Annotated in this window: 18 protein-coding genes and 1 pseudogene; 8 read left to right on the top strand and 11 right to left on the bottom strand. The window is 42.4% G+C overall.

The annotated features are described in order from the left end of the window. The first annotated feature begins 16 nt into the window (after positions 1-16). On the top strand, positions 17-598 hold the full coding sequence (locus tag ACGF7G_RS02470; protein WP_133813131.1) for a Slp family lipoprotein: 582 nt from the start codon (positions 17-19) through the stop codon (positions 596-598). 189 nt (positions 599-787) lie between these two features. Here ACGF7G_RS02470 and ACGF7G_RS02465 read toward each other — a convergent pair whose 3' ends face one another. After that, positions 788-1,024, bottom strand: a complete 237-nt coding sequence (locus tag ACGF7G_RS02465; protein ID WP_387463316.1) for a hypothetical protein — start codon at positions 1,022-1,024, stop codon at positions 788-790. Positions 1,025-1,404: 380 nt separating this feature from the next. Between ACGF7G_RS02465 and fadD the strand changes: the two genes are divergently transcribed. Both fadD and rnd read left to right on the top strand, forming a co-directional pair. Then, a complete protein-coding gene (fadD, locus tag ACGF7G_RS02460; protein ID WP_387463314.1) occupies positions 1,405-3,093 on the top strand; it encodes a long-chain-fatty-acid--CoA ligase FadD in 1,689 nt (562 codons plus the stop codon). 89 nt (positions 3,094-3,182) lie between these two features. Then, positions 3,183-4,310 carry a ribonuclease D gene (gene rnd / locus ACGF7G_RS02455; protein WP_387463313.1) on the top strand — a complete coding sequence of 376 codons (1,128 nt, stop codon included), beginning with the start codon at positions 3,183-3,185 and terminating at the stop codon, positions 4,308-4,310. 155 nt (positions 4,311-4,465) lie between these two features. Here rnd and minE read toward each other — a convergent pair whose 3' ends face one another. From minE to minC, 3 genes are read right to left on the bottom strand one after another with little or no spacing between them, the layout of a single operon-like run. Next, positions 4,466-4,735 carry a cell division topological specificity factor MinE gene (gene minE, locus ACGF7G_RS02450; RefSeq protein WP_023045613.1) on the bottom strand — a complete coding sequence of 90 codons (270 nt, stop codon included), beginning with the start codon at positions 4,733-4,735 and terminating at the stop codon, positions 4,466-4,468. A gap of 3 nt (positions 4,736-4,738) precedes the next feature. After that, the gene (gene minD, locus ACGF7G_RS02445) at positions 4,739-5,551 is read right to left on the bottom strand and encodes a septum site-determining protein MinD (RefSeq protein ID WP_387463311.1); all 813 of its coding nucleotides are present in this window, start codon (positions 5,549-5,551) and stop codon (positions 4,739-4,741) included. 23 nt (positions 5,552-5,574) lie between these two features. Beyond that, positions 5,575-6,258 carry a septum site-determining protein MinC gene (minC, locus tag ACGF7G_RS02440; RefSeq protein WP_387463309.1) on the bottom strand — a complete coding sequence of 228 codons (684 nt, stop codon included), beginning with the start codon at positions 6,256-6,258 and terminating at the stop codon, positions 5,575-5,577. A gap of 139 nt (positions 6,259-6,397) precedes the next feature. On the opposite strand from minC, the gene ACGF7G_RS02435 reads away from it, so the two are divergent. From ACGF7G_RS02435 to ACGF7G_RS02420, 4 genes are all read left to right on the top strand, one after another. After that, entirely contained in the window at positions 6,398-6,670 is a 273-nt protein-coding gene (locus tag ACGF7G_RS02435; protein WP_021325808.1) for a YcgL domain-containing protein, read from the top strand. Between the two features lie 172 nt (positions 6,671-6,842). Beyond that, a complete protein-coding gene (locus tag ACGF7G_RS02430; RefSeq protein WP_387463308.1) occupies positions 6,843-7,499 on the top strand; it encodes a fumarylacetoacetate hydrolase family protein in 657 nt (218 codons plus the stop codon). Between the two features lie 21 nt (positions 7,500-7,520). Then, positions 7,521-7,955, top strand: coding sequence for a YcgN family cysteine cluster protein (locus ACGF7G_RS02425; RefSeq protein ID WP_387463307.1), 435 nt, complete (start codon positions 7,521-7,523; stop codon positions 7,953-7,955). A 210-nt stretch (positions 7,956-8,165) separates the two neighbouring features. Further along, complete coding sequence (locus ACGF7G_RS02420; protein WP_387463305.1) at positions 8,166-8,804, top strand: hypothetical protein; 639 nt, start codon at positions 8,166-8,168, stop codon at positions 8,802-8,804. Positions 8,805-9,213: 409 nt separating this feature from the next. Here the strand turns inward: ACGF7G_RS02420 and ACGF7G_RS02415 are convergent, their stop codons facing one another. The 7 genes from ACGF7G_RS02415 to ACGF7G_RS02385 all read right to left on the bottom strand — a co-directional run bounded on the left by ACGF7G_RS02415 (position 9,214) and on the right by ACGF7G_RS02385 (position 13,687). Beyond that, the gene (locus tag ACGF7G_RS02415; RefSeq protein ID WP_387463304.1) at positions 9,214-9,573 is read right to left on the bottom strand and encodes a hypothetical protein; all 360 of its coding nucleotides are present in this window, start codon (positions 9,571-9,573) and stop codon (positions 9,214-9,216) included. Positions 9,574-9,584: 11 nt separating this feature from the next. Beyond that, positions 9,585-9,878: a type II toxin-antitoxin system RelE/ParE family toxin gene (locus ACGF7G_RS02410; protein WP_133813121.1), complete on the bottom strand. Its 294-nt coding sequence runs from the start codon at positions 9,876-9,878 to the stop codon at positions 9,585-9,587. A gap of 2 nt (positions 9,879-9,880) precedes the next feature. Beyond that, on the bottom strand, positions 9,881-10,150 hold the full coding sequence (locus ACGF7G_RS02405) for a type II toxin-antitoxin system Phd/YefM family antitoxin (RefSeq protein WP_133813122.1): 270 nt from the start codon (positions 10,148-10,150) through the stop codon (positions 9,881-9,883). Positions 10,151-10,230: 80 nt separating this feature from the next. Next, positions 10,231-10,997 (bottom strand): IS5 family transposase gene (locus ACGF7G_RS02400; protein WP_387463302.1). Its coding sequence is split into 2 segments (ribosomal slippage): positions 10,231-10,622 and positions 10,622-10,997, totalling 768 coding nucleotides; the frame shifts between segments, so codons are not numbered across the junction. 278 nt (positions 10,998-11,275) lie between these two features. Further along, positions 11,276-11,701 carry a heat shock protein HslJ gene (hslJ, locus tag ACGF7G_RS02395; RefSeq protein WP_387463301.1) on the bottom strand — a complete coding sequence of 142 codons (426 nt, stop codon included), beginning with the start codon at positions 11,699-11,701 and terminating at the stop codon, positions 11,276-11,278. 22 nt (positions 11,702-11,723) lie between these two features. Beyond that, complete coding sequence (locus ACGF7G_RS02390) at positions 11,724-12,728, bottom strand: 2-hydroxyacid dehydrogenase (RefSeq protein WP_387463299.1); 1,005 nt, start codon at positions 12,726-12,728, stop codon at positions 11,724-11,726. Positions 12,729-13,084: 356 nt separating this feature from the next. Next, positions 13,085-13,687, bottom strand: coding sequence for an FMN-dependent NADH-azoreductase (locus ACGF7G_RS02385; RefSeq protein ID WP_387463297.1), 603 nt, complete (start codon positions 13,685-13,687; stop codon positions 13,085-13,087). Positions 13,688-13,952: 265 nt separating this feature from the next. Here ACGF7G_RS02385 and hrpA point away from each other — a divergent pair. Further along, positions 13,953-17,684: pseudogene (hrpA, locus tag ACGF7G_RS02380) on the top strand (ATP-dependent RNA helicase HrpA); the annotation flags it as partial. Positions 17,685-17,814: the final 130 nt, after the last annotated feature.

Raw genomic sequence — 17,814 nt, 5'->3', positions numbered from 1 at the left:
TTAGGAGAAGGTGGTTATGTTAAGAGTAATAAACTGCCGGGCTGGTTTTAAAGCGGTAATCTTGTTAAGTGCTGTCATGCTTACAGGTTGTATCACTATTCCTGATTCGGTAAAGGGAACGTCACCAATGCCAGTTCAAGATCTGCTTTCTGTTAAGAATACGCCTGAGCTGTTCATCGGCCAGGAAGGGCGATTTGGCGGCAAAGTGCTTGATGTGGTGAATGAGAATCACTGTACTCGCCTGGAAATATCGTCATTACCATTAGCATCCGATGCCAGTCCTGGATTGCATGAGCCTTCCATCGGCCGTATTTATGCTTATGTTAATAATTTCCTTGATCCCAATGACTTTAAAGGAAATTACGTTACTGTCGTTGGCCCGATCATGGGGGTGGCGAAGGGTAAAATTGGCAAAGCGGATTACGACTATGTTGTGATTAATGTCACAGGTTATCAGCGTTGGCGGATTGCTCAGAGGGTATTAATGCCTTCTGGTCCAGGGCCGTGGAACTATTATGGTTATCCCTATTATTCTGGTTGGGGATGGGATGGGTATTATTCCGGTCTAGCGCCTGTTGAGACTATTTTGATTGAGTAAGGTTATTTCAATACTAAGAGCGGTTGTTAATGTGTAATTTGTGACGCTGTAACTTCATTTCTTATCGGAGCCGCCATATTTATGTGGCGGTGATTCAAGTCGCTATTTCTTTTTCTTTGGTTCTATCGTTAATTTCATTGCAATCCTTGCGCCTAAACCCGCAGTAACTTCCTCGGCCAGAATTTTCAGTCATTCATCAGGAATATCATCCAATTCTAGTAAGACAAAACCAAATTTGTCATATAATCTGCGGCTTGGTATAAAATCACGGAAAGTGGTGAGGCGTTGTTCCTCAATTGCTGATTCAATTTCATACAGGGGCAGAGTTTTATCACAAAGTGCTTTTGGCAGTAATTCATCTGGAAAAAGAGAAGCAGCTTGTAGTTCTATGTTGCTAATGACCGTACTATCTTCATGGTTTGCCATTCTGACCATCATGTTTTTTATAGTTATATTTTATTATCCTTAGTGTTTTAATAATGTATTGGAATAGATGAAACCAATAAATGCTATTTCAAAAATGTTATCTTAAGCAAAAAGTAGATAGGTCAATGTATAATCAATAGCGACTGATCTAAATATTAACTACAGAAATAATATACTGATTATTAAAAATAATTTACAGACGATACAATTCTCTTTGCTTTTTGCATAAAGGATTAACATGAAATTAGTGATGTGTATCTCAACCTGAACAATGTTTCTTTTTTACACTGGTACGCCGAGTTAATAATTTGTTAAAACAAAGCGTGCGTTATTTATTAGGCGAGTGATAACATAGCAATTGAAATTTCAGGAGTACTACCTTGGAGAAAGTCTGGCTAAAACATTATCCGGCGGATGTCCCTGCGGAAATTGACCCGGATCGTTATGCATCATTGGTTGAGATGTTTGAAAATGCCGTAGCGCACTATGCAGATCAACCTGCATTCATCAATATGGGTGAGATTATGACCTTCCGTAAGTTGGAGGAGCGTAGTCGGGCATTTGCAGCGTATTTGCAAAATGGTTTGGGATTAGGCAAAGGAGATCGTGTCGCACTGATGATGCCGAACCTATTGCAATATCCCGTTGCACTGTTTGGTGTTCTACGTGCAGGTATGATTGCCGTAAACGTAAACCCGCTGTATACACCACGAGAGCTTGAACATCAGCTTAATGACAGCGGCACTTCAGCTATTGTGATTGTGTCCAATTTTGCCCATACCCTGGAAAAGATCGTTTTTAATACTAAAGTCAAGCATGTTATTTTGACGCGCATGGGCGACCAGCTATCCCGTCCTAAAGGTACGTTGGTTGATTTTGCCGTGAAATATGTCAAACGGCTGGTACCGAAATATAACCTGCCTGATGCCATCTCATTTCGTAGTGTGATACACAAAGGCTATCGCATGCAATATGTCAAACCGGATATTAACGGTGGTGATTTGGCCTTTCTGCAATACACCGGCGGTACTACCGGCGTAGCTAAGGGTGCTATGTTGACGCACCGTAATATTCTGGCAAATCTTGAACAGTCAAAAGCCGTTTATTCACCATTACTGCATTCTGGTCAGGAACTGATAGTCACTGCGTTGCCTCTCTATCACATATTTGCATTATTGGTAAACTGTTTGCTGCTTATTTACCTGGGGGGATGCAATCTTCTGATCACTAACCCGCGTGATATTGCCGGTACAGCCAAAGAGTTGAGCCGTTACCCGTTCACTTCTGTAACTGGGGTGAATACGTTGTTTAACGCTTGGTTGAATAATGAAGAATTTAGGAAGCTTGATTTTTCCTCATTACGTCTCGTTGTTGGTGGTGGTATGCCAGTACAGAAGGCGGTTGCGGAGAAATGGGCAGAAGTCACAGGAAGGCCGCTGCTTGAAGGCTATGGCTTGACAGAGTGTTCACCATTGGTTTCCTGTAATCCTTATAACTCGAAACATTACACTGGTAGTATTGGTTTCCCGGTATCTTCAACTGAAATCAAACTCGTAGATGATGATGGTAATGAGGTGACGATAGGTCAGCAGGGAGAACTGTGGGTCCGTGGGCCGCAGGTTATGGTTGGTTACTGGAATCGCCCTGATGCGACAGAAGAAGTGCTGAAAGATGGTTGGGTTGCCACGGGTGATATTGCTAATGTTAATGAACAAGGTTTTATTCATATCGTAGACCGTAAAAAGGATATGATTTTGGTTTCTGGGTTCAATGTGTATCCTAATGAAGTTGAAGATGTTGTATCAACTCACCCGAAAGTGCTAGAGTCAGCAGCAATCGGCGTATCAAGCGAAAGTTCCGGTGAAACTGTCAAAGTGTTTGTGGTTCGAAGAGATCCCAGTTTGACCGAGGATGAGCTTAAAACGCATTGCCGTCGTTATCTGACAGGGTATAAAGTACCTAAGATCATTGAGTTCCGGGATGAATTACCTAAATCTAATGTAGGTAAAATTCTTCGCAGAGAACTGCGCGATGAAGAGGAAAAGGTTAGGAATGCAGCTATAGCCTAACCCTCTTCATAATACTTATAAGCACGACAACGCCGGTTTCAGCCGGCGTTGTCGTGCTTATTACCATGAATGGCTAAGAGAACTATGTTTTGAATTATCAGTTGATCACCACAGATGCTCAGTTGCAACAAGTCTGCGAAAGAGCAAAAGAATACTCAAAAGTAGCATTGGATACTGAATTTGTACGCACACGGACGTATTACCCACAATTAGGTTTGATACAACTGTATGATGGCGAACAACTGTCTCTGATAGATCCACTTAATATCACTAACTGGCAACCTTTTCGTGAATTGATTACTCATCCTCAGATATTGAAGCTGTTACATGCGGGCAGTGAGGATTTGGAAGTCTTTCTGAATGCTTTTCAATGCTTGCCGGAACCCATGATTGATACTCAGGTCTTGGCTGCGTTTATCGGACACCCTCTATCATGTGGTTTTGCCGCGCTGGTGGCTGAATATATCCATGTTGAGTTGGATAAAAGCGAATCTCGCACTGACTGGCTTGCCCGCCCGTTAAGTGAAAAGCAGTGTGAATATGCAGCGGCGGATGTGTATTATCTGCTGCCTTTGGCTGATATTCTGATGACCGCGACGGAGCAGGCTGGGTATATGAAGGCCGCGATGGGTGAGTGTGAGCTTATCAGCCGACGCCGAAAAGAGATATTGACACCGGAATGTGCTTATAAACAGATAGGCAATATTTGTCAATTACGTCCTCAGCAGCTTGCGTGTTTGAAAAAACTGGCAGCATGGCGTTTGAATCAGGCCAGAGAGCGTGATTTAGCTGTGAACTTTGTTATTCGTGAAGAAAACTTGTGGCAGGTGGCGCGTTACATGCCAACCTCTTTGGCAGAATTAGATGCGCTGGGGTTAAGTGGACAGGAGATTCGTTGTCATGGACGTCGCTTGTTGGCAATGGTTGCTGAAAGTGGAAATATCCCAGAAAGTGAATGCCCTCCGCTGGTGACAAACCTGATTGATCAACCTGGTTATCGCAAAGCGTTTAAGGATATTAAGGCGCTGATTAATCAGGTAAGTGAACAGCATCGGTTTAATTCTGAATTGCTGGCATCTCGTCGTCAGATTAATCAGTTACTCAGTGTTCATTGGAAATTGAAGCAATTAAATGGCAAACCTGAATTGTTGAGTGGATGGCGGGGAGAATTGCTGGCTGGACCAGTTGCAGAGATTCTGGCGAACTATCCTGATTAACTAATATCAGATAGCACGACTGCTTTAGTCTGATGTCAGACTAAAGCGCGAGAGAATGGGGGCTCCCATTGAGGGTTACCCCATCTCAGACAGTCACATAATGAACTTGGTCACTTTGATGGTGATTAATGATAAAACAGCACGGTTTACCCACGTTATTTTTGAGCTTCTTCTGTCTCAGGTAGTGTTATATTAAGCTCCAGCACAGAAATATCATCGCCTTTCTGCTCAAATTGTACAGAGAGCATCTCAGGATCTACCTGTATATACTTGCAGATTACTGCCAGGATATCCCGTTTCATGTCAGGCAGGTAAGCTGGTTCAGAATCACCACGGCGACGCTCTGCCACGATGATTTGCAGGCGTTCTTTAGCGATATTTGCTGTCGTTTTTTTTCTCGACAGAAAGAAATCTAGCAAGGCCATGTTTTATCCCCCAAATAGGCGCTTTAAGAAGCCTTTCTTCTCTTCTTCAATAAAACGGAAAGGACGTTCTTCCCCCAATAAACGCTCAACAGTATCTGTATACGCTTTTCCTGCATCAGATTCCGTATCCAGAATAACGGGTTCCCCTTGGTTGGATGAACGCAGTACAGATTGATCTTCAGGAATAACACCAAGTAAAGGAATGCATAATATCTCCAGAACATCTTCCATACTGAGCATATCACCACGGCTTACCCGGCCTGGGTTATAGCGAGTTAGTAGCAGATGTTCTTTAATGGGATCTTCACCGCGTTCAGCACGTCGCGATTTAGAAGCCAGAATACCCAGAATACGATCTGAATCACGTACAGAAGAGACTTCAGGATTGGTTGTGATAATCGCTTCATCAGCAAAGTAGAGCGCTATCAACGCACCACTTTCAATCCCTGCTGGGGAATCACAGATAATAAAATCAAAACCTTGTTTATCCAGATCGACCAAAACTTTCTCAACACCTTCAGGCGTGAGTGCATCTTTGTCGCGAGTTTGCGATGCCGGCAAGATGTAAAGATTCCCGGTACGTTTATCTTTGATTAATGCCTGATTAAGCGAGACGTCACCTTGGATAACGTTCACGAAGTCATAAACTACGCGGCGTTCACATCCCATAATCAGATCAAGGTTGCGCAGACCGATATCAAAATCGATAACAACGGTTTTTTTACCTCTTTGGGCAATGCCGGTAGCAATGGCCGCGCTTGAAGTGGTTTTGCCAACGCCACCTTTACCTGATGTAACAACAATAATGCGTGCCATGAAGCGATTCCTTATTAAAAGGGCTAGATTAAAGGTTCAATAGTTAATTCATTATTTACCAGGCTAAGTTTTGCGGCTTTTCCTGCTAATTCAGTCGGGATTTTATCGCCGAGCCAATATTGCCCGGCTATAGAGATGAGTTCAGCGTTTAAATGGGTGCAAAAAACCAAACATTCCTGATCACCAGATGCGCCAGCTAATGCCCGGCCACGCATCATGCCATAGATATGAATATTGCCGTCTGCAATCAATTCGGCACCGGCACTGACATTACTGGTGACAATAAGATCACTGCCTTGCGCATAAATTCTTTGCCCTGAACGAACAGGTAAATTAATTATGCGGGTTTTTTTTACAATAGGTTCTGTTGGTTTATTTTCCTGTGCCGAAGCTTTTTGTTTTTTGCCTTCATTCAGCAATGGTAAGCCGGCTTTTATTACCGCCCTGCGTTGCTGCTCATCACGGCAACCGCTAATTCCGACAACCCGGAATCCCGCTGAATCAATAGCGTGATGCAGCGCTTTCAGATCAGCACCTGCCGGCAGAGCGGAGATATTAATGACAACAGGCGCATTTTTCAGGAAATCCGGTGCTTGTTCCACTTTTTCCTGTAGGGCCTGTAGAATAATTTCCGGTTGGTCATTGTGTAAATGAACAACTGAAAGCGTAAAATTACTGCCTTTTAGCTCAATTGGCGACTGTGACATCTATCCTGACTCAGATTCAGCAAATTTGAGATCCCCCAGAACAACATCTGGGATACGATATTTCGAAATACAATAAGCATGTTATAATTACTAAATTATTCAAGCAAGTCGTGGTCTTAATTTAAAAGAGTTTATTATAATGATTTGTGTGATCTACAGAAGCCCGAAACGGGAGCAAACATATCTTTATGTTGAAAAAAGAGATAATTTTTCTCGTGTTCCTGAAGAGTTACTAAGAAGTTTTGGTCAGCCTCAATACGCAATGATGATCTCCCTGGCAGACAGAAAGAAACTGGCGGGTGCTGATATAGAAAAAGTAAAAATATCGTTAATTGAACAGGGTTTTTACCTGCAAATCCCACCCCCGGCCGAAAATTTAATGAATGCACATCTGGAACAGATGAAAAAATAAGAAAAATTCGAAGATTTGGTGAGTGAAATTAACCGTTATTGCAGTTTTATTAACCACTGCAATATTAACGAGTGGGGTGTTTTTTCCCATTTATGTTGAGTTATGGCTGATAGGATGGTGCATAAATGCTATAATCAGGGGTATGCCTGATAAACCAGAGTGAGGAATGAGTATGTATCAGCACAGAGACTGGCAGGGCGCATTACTGGATCTTCCAGTTAATAAAGTTGTTTGCGTTGGCAGTAATTACGCTAACCATGTTAAAGAAATGGGTTTTCAGCCAGCGGAAGAGCCGCTCGTTTTTATTAAACCGGAAACTGCACTGTGTGATATACATCAACCGATTGCAATTCCAAAAGATTTTGGTGTTGTTCATCATGAAGTTGAACTGGCTGTATTGATTGGTACACAGCTGAAACAAGCAAATCAAGAGCGTGTTGGTATCGCGATCGCCGGTTTTGCTGTCGCATTGGATCTTACCTTGCGTGATTTGCAGTCCAAATTCAAGAAAGCAGGTCAGCCGTGGGAAAAAAGTAAGGCGTTTGATGGTTCTTGTCCGATATCCGGGTTCATTCGGATGAGCAGTTTTGGCGATCCACAAAATGCTCGGCTCTCATTGACCGTCAATGATGAATTACGGCAGAACGGTAATACCAATGACATGTTGACACCCATCATTCCTCTGATCAGTCATATGTCTCACTTTTTCACTTTGCGGCCAGGAGATGTGATTCTTACCGGGACACCGGAAGGCGTCGGAGCACTGGAATCCGGTGATGTATTAAAGATTACTTTGAATGATAATGTACTCACTACCAGGGTGATTTGAATATAAGGAATAGCAGAAGTTATGTCTCAACCTTTCTGGCAGGTAAAAACCCTGGATCAGATGACGGACAAAGAATGGGAGTCATTATGTGATGGCTGTGGACAATGCTGTCTGCATAAATTAATGGATGATGATACCGATGAAATTTATTTTACTAACGTTGCCTGTAATCAACTCAATATAAAAACCTGTCAATGCAAAAATTACGAAGACCGTTTCAGATATGAGCCGGACTGTATCAAACTGACCCGCTACAATTTGCCAACATTTGAATGGTTGCCAATGACTTGTGCATATCGTTTGCTTGCAGAGGGGAAGACATTGTTACCCTGGCATCCATTGATTAGAGGGTCTAAATCAGCAATGCATAGCGAAAGGATCTCTGTCAGGCATATCGCTGTACAGGAAATTGATGTTGTGGAATGGGAAGACCATATTATTAATAAGCCTGAATAATGATTTAACTGACTGTAACTCAATAAATTATTTTTCTATTACGCTTAGATTGTGGGGAATGTCTTACCCAAAATGGGATTTGGCCCTAAAACTAAGTTATCCAGTACATGTCGCCACTAAAAATGAACTAAAGGTTGATTGTATATAATTGCATCTATACTATTACCTAAAGGTAATTAAACCTGTGGTTTATTAGAGGAGGCATAAAATATGCCAAGACATTCGGAAAACATAGAAAAAATTACCAATGATTTCAGCCACTTGAATGAACCGGAGCTCAATCGTATCCTGCATGATGTTTTTGATTCCTCTGGTACTGATATTGTGAATGACGTGGATGAACTCATTCTTCCACCAGGCTACCGATTGGTCAGAGTTGATAGCCGGTTAGATTTGGATATAGATGAGCCCCATTTTGAATTGGCGTTACTCAGTGACGACGCTAAGGAAGTTGTTTATTACAACAAAGTTATTGTGATGCATGATTTAGTGCTTAACTGCCGTCCTGCGTCGCAGACGCTTGTGTGGAGAACAAAGAAACCAAAACATAAAGCGGCGTTAAGTGATTTGGCAGCTAAAATCTTTTTCCACTATCTGATTAGAACGCATGATGTTGCTGCCTCAAACGTCAATCAAATAATAGACGATATCTCTTTTTGGCAAGCTCGAATGTATGAAGCATTACAGTTTGGACTTTATGTTTACGGTTATGATGTTATGACTTGTGAACTGAGAAGTATCTTAACTGAGGATGATGTTGGTAAAGAGCAGAGTTGGTTGTGGGGCGATGCAGAATATTATATGGATAGGTTAGCCATTATTTCCAAGATTAAGCTTCCTAATAAATAGTGAATTAATAGAGAACAATTCTAACTTCTTATGAGCTTTTCCACACACGCCGCTTAATTGCGGCTTTTTTGGTTAAATTGATGACATACCGCTGTAGAACAGTTCAGATGGCGAGGTTGGAGAGCATAAAAAACCGTGGGGTACTCTATTAAATCGGCGATCAATGAAGTTATCGCTAAATTGGACAGAGGCAGTTGCTGCATTAGTGCCCCACAGATTTTTATGCTTTCCTATTAGCTCAAACTTGACCTGACAGTTTTCTCTGGCAGCGCACAATCAAATCTGACAGTCGGCTTTGAGCGAACAGCGGAAGTTCGCAATTGTTCTCACAGTTGATGGAGGCATTACTAACATTGCCGAGTGTTGGTCAACGGTTGGCAGGTCACATATGGTTGGTGCTGTACACTTACTAACTAACTTTCCAGGCATTTACTGCTTTTTCAGACATCCATTTTTGAAAGTCATTAACTGTATCTAAGTGTAGTTCCTTACGGTCTAGTGTGAAATGCTGGACTATATAAATTGCTTCCTCTTTATCATAAACAAGCTTCACGTAACCAATGTGAGTAAATCTTACGCCTTTACCGTCGAAATACGATTCATACGCTTCTTTAAGATAAACAGGGTACTCTACAATAATATCAGGAGAATTCGCACCCATCATTTCGTCACAGTGGGTTAGCAATGTTTCCTGAATATCATTAAATGATTCATTGCCACGCAGTTCCAGAATTAGGCCACGCGAATTTTCATATTCAATTTTTGCCATAAATGCCATTATTACAGGTGATTATGTGGATCTTGTGTCTGGTGTAATACTGCCAACACCTCTATACCAGATGGTACGTCTCGATAGTAGATAATATGGCTCTCAACAGGAAAGCTCCGCACACCAGAATAAAGGTCCTCACTACGATCCAGACCGGGAGATGGCTGACGATCAAGAATGTCAGTTATAGTCACACGCAACGAATTGACGTAAGCTTCCGCGACACTAACCCCCCATCGGCGTACAGAATAACGTTTTATTGCACGAATATGCTCTCTGGCCTTCTTGGTAAACTGAACGCTCATTCCTAAGCCTTACCCTCAAGTTCGTCAATCGTCAGCGGTGCAAACACATCATCAATACTATACAATTCGCCACGATCAGCCTGTGCAATAGATTCAGCCAAAATGGCTTTTAAACTCTGTAACTTAAGCTGTGAAAACTGATCATACTCTTCAGAAGAGATAACCACGGCCACACGCTTACCATGCTTACTAATCACCACGGGTTCACGCTGAACTTTCATAAGCAGATCACCAAACTGGTTCTTAGCGAGTTGTGCGGGAATAACTTCCATAAAATCACCTTTCGTCTAAAATGGCTCGAATAACCATTATAGGCAAAAGAATAGAAAAAGAAAAGTACTAGATATCGTCGTCATGAAATATTTAGCCAAAGAACAAGGCAACGGATTTGCACGGCAGCAAGAAAAGACGCGCTATTTTTTGCATAGCGAGTAGCTATACCACGGCAGCGTTTAAGATGAAGGAACGCATTTTCAACCAAATGGCGGAGCCGGTAGAGTTCACAATCATATTCTCTGGCGACTTTCCGATTTTTCCGGCTGGGGATCTGGACTTGAAGACCTTGTTGTTCCGCTTTTTCTACTATTGCGTTGCTATCATAGCCCCTATCTGCCAAGAGATGTTCTGCGTCGAGTCCTTCAATTAAAGTCTCAGCTTGTGAACAATCCGCTGTGGTACCACTTGTAATAACAATTCTGACTGGCATACCATGCGCATCCACGGCCAAATGTATCTTGGTATTGAGCCCCCTTTTGTGAGCCCCATATCTTGATTACCTCCTTTAGCGCCTGCCGCATCGGGATGAACCTTAATATAGCTGGCATCAATCATTAACCACTCGAAATCGGGATCATTAACCAATTGCTCGAGCAGTTTTTCCCATATACCTTTATCTCTCCAGCGGCAAAAACGGCGGTGGGTATTTTTCCAGTCACCATAATCAGTGTGTAGGTCTCGCCAAGGCACCCCTGTCCGTAAAACCCAAAACACCCCATTGATAAAACGCCGATTATCTTCAGCTACACGCCCCCAAGCGCCTTTACGTCCTGGCAAATGAGGTTCAAGCAGGCACCAAGCGCGATCTGAAATATCGTGGCGGCGGTGTGCAGGTGTACTCATGGTTAATCGACTCTTATGATAGAATGATGGGGCATTATTACACGAAATATCTCATGACGACAGCATCTAGGACGAAAGCATAAAAATCTGTGGGGCACTAATGCAGCAACTGCCTCTGTCCAATTTAGCGATAACTTCATTGATCGCCGATTTAATAGAGTGCCCCACGGTTTTTTATGCTCTCCAGGTTAATCCAACCGTAGGTTTATTGTTGAGATATTTATATCTGGAGGTACCGGAAAGCGCTTTCCGGCACCTGAAACTAACTAACTTTCTGATTACTGAACATAATCTTTCAGTTTATAAACCAGTTTATTGCTATGGTTGGACAGGACCAGTTTTTGATCTTTTAGCGTGACTTTGACGCCATCGGCTAATACTTTACCAATCAGATAATCCCATTTGTTCAACTTATCATCAGCGCAAAGCATTTGAGTGCTGGCCAGGTTTTTTACGGTCAGTACGCCATTTTTCAGTTTGCCTTGACCCATAAAGAGATTACACATGGAACCAGAGATGTGCATTTTTTCACCGAACTCAATGGATGGTACGCGACCATCTTGATTTTTCGCACTTTCGCCATTAACACTCACCAGAACAAATTTGTGATGTTGTAAATCATTGATCGACACGTTTTCTACCGCTGATGCTTGGAATGTGGCTAACAATAAAGTCGCAGTTGCCAAAGGTAGTATTTTTTTCATATTTATCTCCTAATATATTATTTTAAGGGTGCTGATTAACAATATTCGGGCAATTTTTCCCGTTGATTAATTGCTGGATATTTCTCAGCGTAGTTTCACTGATACTGGTCAAGGCTTCTTCTGTCAGAAATGCCTGATGACCGGTAAACAGCACGTTATGACATGAAGATAAGCGACGAAAAATATCATCCTGAATCACGTCATTAGATTTGTCTTCAAAGAAGAGGTCGCGTTCATTTTCATAAACGTCCATACCTAGAGCGCCAATTTTTTGCTGTTTTAATGCGTTAATAGCGGCTGCGGAATCAATCAGAGCACCACGGCTGGTATTGACGATCATGACGCCGTTTTTCATTTTGCTGAAAGCAAGTTCATTCAGCAGATGATAGTTTTCTGATGTCAGCGGGCAATGAAGGGATATCACATCAGATTGCGCATACAGTGTATCCAGATCGACATATTCAGCCCCGAGATCCAAAACAGCTTGATTAGGGTATGGATCACAGGCTAACAGGCGCATGCCAAACCCTTTAAGAATACGTAGTGTTGCAATACCAATCTTACCTGTTCCAATAATTCCCGCTGTACGGTTGTGCATATTGAAACCAATTAAGCCATCAAGAGAGAAATTGGCGTCACGGGTGCGTTGATAAGCCCGGTGAATACGGCGGTTTAAGCACAGGATTAACCCAATAGTATGTTCAGCAACAGCTTCTGGAGAGTAAGCTGGAACCCGTACAACCTGAATGCCCAATTTTTTAGCGGCGTCCAAATCGACATTATTAAAACCTGCACAACGTAGTGCGAGGATTTTTATATTCATTTCAGCCAATTCTTCAAGTACTTCACGATCAGCATTATCGTTAACGAAGATACAAACAGCATTTGCACCGATGGCATTTTTGGCGGTTTTTGAGCTAAGAGGAAAATCGAAAAACTCAAAATCATAATTAAACCCAAGCTTTTGATTAACCAGCTCCAGATGTTTATGGTCATACTGTTTGGTACTGTAAACGACTAATTTCATGGAATTATCTCCGTCATAATTTAAGTAGCTAATAAATTGTTTAGGGCTTAAATTATTGCTGACGTAAAGGTTTAAATAAACCAATAAATTAAATAACGCTATAAGGGTATTGCTTGTTGCTTCCCTATATATTCGGTAAAATTACCTTAATAATCAATGTCTTAGTTTAAGGTGTATCTGCTAAATTATGGAATAACAATAGAAGTAACCGATCTAAGGTTTAATAAGGAGAGGCAATGATTTGATAATCAAAGTGTTAAAAATATTCATTATGGTTGAAGAAACAAAAGCGCACCGGGAGGTGCGCAAAATGTAGCAATATAATATATAGGTAATGTATGAATAGAGTGTAAATATCAGGCAATCATTTTTTCCAGAACTTCACGGGCAGTTTGTTGCGCTTGATTTGCGGCATCAGAGCTTAATCCTACACCTTCAACAAACACAAATTCTACATCAGTAAGACCAATGAATCCGAGGAACAGGCGCAAATAAGGCACTAACAGATCACTGGGCCCATCTTTATGAATTCCCCCACGGCTAGTCAGGATAATTGCGCGTTTGCTTTTTATCAGACCTTCAGGACCATTCTCGGTATAACGGAAAGTGACGCCGGCACGAGCTATTAAGTCAAAATAGTTTTTCAGTTGGGTTGGAATGTGAAAATTGTACATAGGTGCAGTCATAACAATGACGTCATGATCCTGCAATTCCGCAATAAGTTCATCAGATAACGCTAATACCTCTTTCTGACGGGCTGTCATTTCATTATCTTTTGGACGTAATGCATGAACCAGTTCGTTATCCAGAACAGGAATAGGTTGTGCAGCCAGATCACGTATTGTGATGCTATCGTCAGCATGGTTGGCTTGCCATTTTTCAATAAAGAAATCGGCCATTTGGTTAGTGTGTGAATGCTGCGCCATAATGCTGGATTTCAGAACCAGAACTTTACTCATTTTTATTCCTTAAATTAACTTTTGTTCGTTCACTTGTTAATCGCGATACAGTTATTCTATGAGTTATTATCTTCTGGTAATAGATCAATATTTAGAGATCAGAATTCAAATTTATTGAATAACATTTATCCGTGCTGATGATAACAGCAGGAATAGTAGCCGAAATTATTGCCAATAAATAGGATATGCTACTATGTCATCAGCAAAAACTGGCTAACCAGCAAAGTAATAAGTCACTAAGGACTAAGATAAGGTGAAAGAGATTCAAAAAATCATTAATCGTCAGGCCGTTTGTCCAACAATCAAATATCCAGAAAACCTGCCTGTCAGCCAGAAGAAAGATGATATCTACAACGCTATTCGTGATCATCAGGTTGTGATTATTGCTGGCGAAACCGGCTCGGGTAAAACAACGCAGATCCCCAAAATTTGCCTCGAATTAGGCAGGGGAATAAAAGGATTGATTGGTCATACCCAACCCCGTCGGCTGGCTGCTCGCGCAGTCGCCAATCGCCTGGCGGAAGAATTGGAAACCTCAGTGGGTTCAGCTGTAGGCTATAAAGTCCGTTTCAGTGATCATGTAAGCGATAACACGCTGGTTAAGCTGATGACAGATGGTATTTTGCTGGCGGAACTGCAAAATGACAGACTGCTTAAACAGTATGACACGCTCATTATTGATGAGGCACATGAACGTAGCCTGAATATTGATTTTATTCTGGGCTACTTGCGTCAGCTATTGCCAAAACGTCCTGATCTGAAAGTGATCATCACTTCGGCGACTATCGATCCTGAACGTTTTTCCCGTCATTTTCATCATGCACCTATTATTGAAGTTTCAGGCCGAACTTATCCGGTAGAGGTGCGTTATCGGCCTGTAATAGCCGAAGACAGTGATGGAGAGCGGGATCAGCTTGAGGCCATTATTGATGCTGTTGATGAACTGGGCCGTGAAGGGCCTGGTGATATTCTGGTCTTTATGAGTGGTGAGCGGGAAATTCGTGATACAGCCGATGCTTTGAATAAATTGAATTTGCGTCATACCGAAGTATTGCCGCTGTTTGCGCGTCTTTCTAACAGTGATCAGAACCGGATTTTCCAGTCGCATGCTGGCCGCAGAATTGTGCTGGCAACTAACGTGGCAGAAACTTCTTTGACTGTACCGGGAATTAAATATGTGATTGATACCGGATATGCACGTATCAGTCGTTACAGTTATCGGACCAAAGTCCAGAGATTGCCGATTGAGCCAATATCCCAGGCATCGGCTAATCAGCGGAAAGGACGCTGCGGACGTGTATCTGACGGGATTTGTATTCGTCTGTATTCGGAAGATGATTTCCTTTCACGGCCAGAGTTTACTGATCCCGAAATTTTGCGGACTAACCTGGCATCGGTCATTTTGCAAATGACATCAATTGGTCTTGGGGATATTAGCGCATTTCCATTTGTGCAACCACCTGATAAACGTAATATTCAGGATGGTGTCCGGCTTTTGGAAGAGCTTGAGGCGATTGACCAGAACGCAACGGCGAAGGGTAATTACCGTCTGACATTAATAGGGCGGCAACTTGCTCAACTTCCGGTTGATCCTCGGTTGGCGCGTATGGTACTGGAAGCCCGTCATCACGGTTGTGTGCGTGAAGTGATGGTAATTACTTCTGCGCTGTCTATTCAGGATCCAAGAGAGAGGCCACTGGAGAAACAACAGGCTTCTGATGAGAAACATCGTCGGTTTGCCGACAAAGATTCTGATTTTATTGCATTCCTGAAATTATGGGATTTTCTGAAAGAACAGCAAAAAGAACTTTCTTCTTCGCAATTCCGCAAGCTTTGCCGTCAGGATTATCTTAACTATCTGAGAGTCAGAGAATGGCAGGACATATATACCCAGCTACGACAAGTTGTAAAAGAAGTCGGTCTGCCGGTAAATAGTCAGGATGCAGATTATCGCAGTATTCATGTTTCGTTACTCTCTGGGCTGTTATCGCATATCGGCCAAAAAGATACAGATAAACAGGAATATACCGGTGCGCGCAATGCGCGTTTTTCTATTTTTCCTGGCTCTGGTTTATTCAAAAAGCCACCTAAATGGGCAATGGTTGCGGAACTGGTTGAAACCAATCGCTTGTGGGGGCGTATTGCTGCGCGGATAGAACCTGAATGGATTGAACCGTTAGCCACACATCTGGTGAAGCACCATTATAGCGAACCGCATTGGCAAAAATCGCAGGGTGCGACAATGGCTAAGGAGAAAGTCACTTTATATGGATTGCCAATTGTGGCGAGTCGTTTGATTAATTACAGTAAAATTGATCCAATGCTTTGCCGTGAACTGTTTATCCGCCATGCGCTGGTGGAAGGCGACTGGCAAACCCGGCATGCATTTTTCCGGGCGAATCTAAAATTACGTGAGGAAATTGAGGAGCTGGAACATAAATCCCGCCGTCGTGACATTTTGGTGGATGATGAAATCCTGTTCAGTTTCTATGATCAACGTATACCTCAGAGTGTGGTTTCTACGCGGCATTTCGATCGCTGGTGGTTGAAGACGAATAGAGCGCAACCGGACTTGCTCAACTTTGAAAAAAATATGTTGATTAAAGGTGATGCGGATAAAATCAGCGCGTTGGATTACCCTAATTATTGGTATCAAGATGCACTGAAATTACGGCTTAGTTATCAGTTTGAGCCAGGCACAGAAGCCGATGGTGTGACGGTTCATATTCCACTGCCGGTGCTGAATCAGGTCAAAGATGAAGGATTTGATTGGCAGATCCCGGGTATTCGCTATGATCTTGTTGTCGCTCTGATTAAATCATTGCCGAAACCGGTGCGCCGTAATTTTGTGCCGGCACCAAACTATGCTCAGGCATTTATGGAGCGGGTACCTCAACCCCAATCTACCTTGTTGGATAGTTTTGAGAGAGAATTACGGCGTATGACTGGTGTGACAGTATCACGCGATGATTGGCAGTTAGAACAAGTGCCCGATCATCTCAAAATGACATTCCGGGTGGCAGGAGAGAAGAACCGGACTATCGCTGAAGGCAAAGATTTAGCAGCGCTGAAAGTACGATTGAAAGAGAAAGTTCAGGAGACGCTTTCAGCTGTTGCCGATGACGGTATTGAACAGAGTGGGCTGCATATTTGGAGCTTCGGTGAATTACCGGAACGATATGAGCAAAAACGTGGAGGTTACTCTGTTAAAGCATTTCCAGCGTTGGTGGATGAAAAAGAGAGCATCGGTATCAGATTGTTTGAAACTGAACTGGAACAGCGGACTGCCATGTGGGAAGGCACACGTCGTCTGTTACTGCTAAATATCCCTTCACCCATTAAATATTTACATGAGAAATTGCCGAACAAATCCAAATTGGGGCTTTATTTTAATCCTTATGGCAAGGTATTGGATTTAATTGACGATTGTATCTCTTGTGGCGTTGATAAATTGATCGCGGCGAATGGTGGACCGGCTTGGAATGAACAGACTTTTATTCAACTACAGAATAAGGTTCGGGCTGAGTTGAATGATACCGTTGTGGAGATTGCCAGGCAGGTAGAACAGATACTCACCACGGTTTTTGCTATTAATAAACGTCTTAAGGGTAGAGTTGATATTTCGCTGGCTCTGGCGTTATCTGATATCAAAGCGCAGCTTTCTGGTTTGGTTTTCAGAGGATTTGTCACCGCAAATAGTTGGAAACGTTTGCCGGATGTTTTGCGTTATTTGCACGGTATTGACCGCCGCCTTGAAAAATTGGCGATTGATCCACACAGGGATCGGACGCAAATGGGGCGTGTTGAGAATGTGCAGCAGCAGTGGCAGCAATGGTTGGTGAAATTATCACAGCAACAGAAACAGTCACCTGAGGTACAAGAAATTCGTTGGATGATTGAAGAACTGCGGATCAGTTTGTTTGCTCAACAGCTGGGTACGTTATATCCGGTCTCTGATAAACGCATTTTGCAAAATATGGAACAGATTGTTTCTTAATAGTGCAAGGCCACCTCTTTTAGCGGTGGCTTTTTACTAAAACGTATGACAGTGCTTTGTGAATATTTCCACATCATACTTATTTCCATTAGTAAATATTGAGGGATTTAACTTTAAACTTAATAAATAC

The organism is Photorhabdus sp. RM323S (assembly GCF_042879375.1).
GTDB classification, from domain to species: domain Bacteria; phylum Pseudomonadota; class Gammaproteobacteria; order Enterobacterales; family Enterobacteriaceae; genus Photorhabdus; species Photorhabdus tasmaniensis.
Note: the sequence above shows the minus strand (reverse complement) of the source record. Positions and strands in the feature narration are given on the sequence as shown.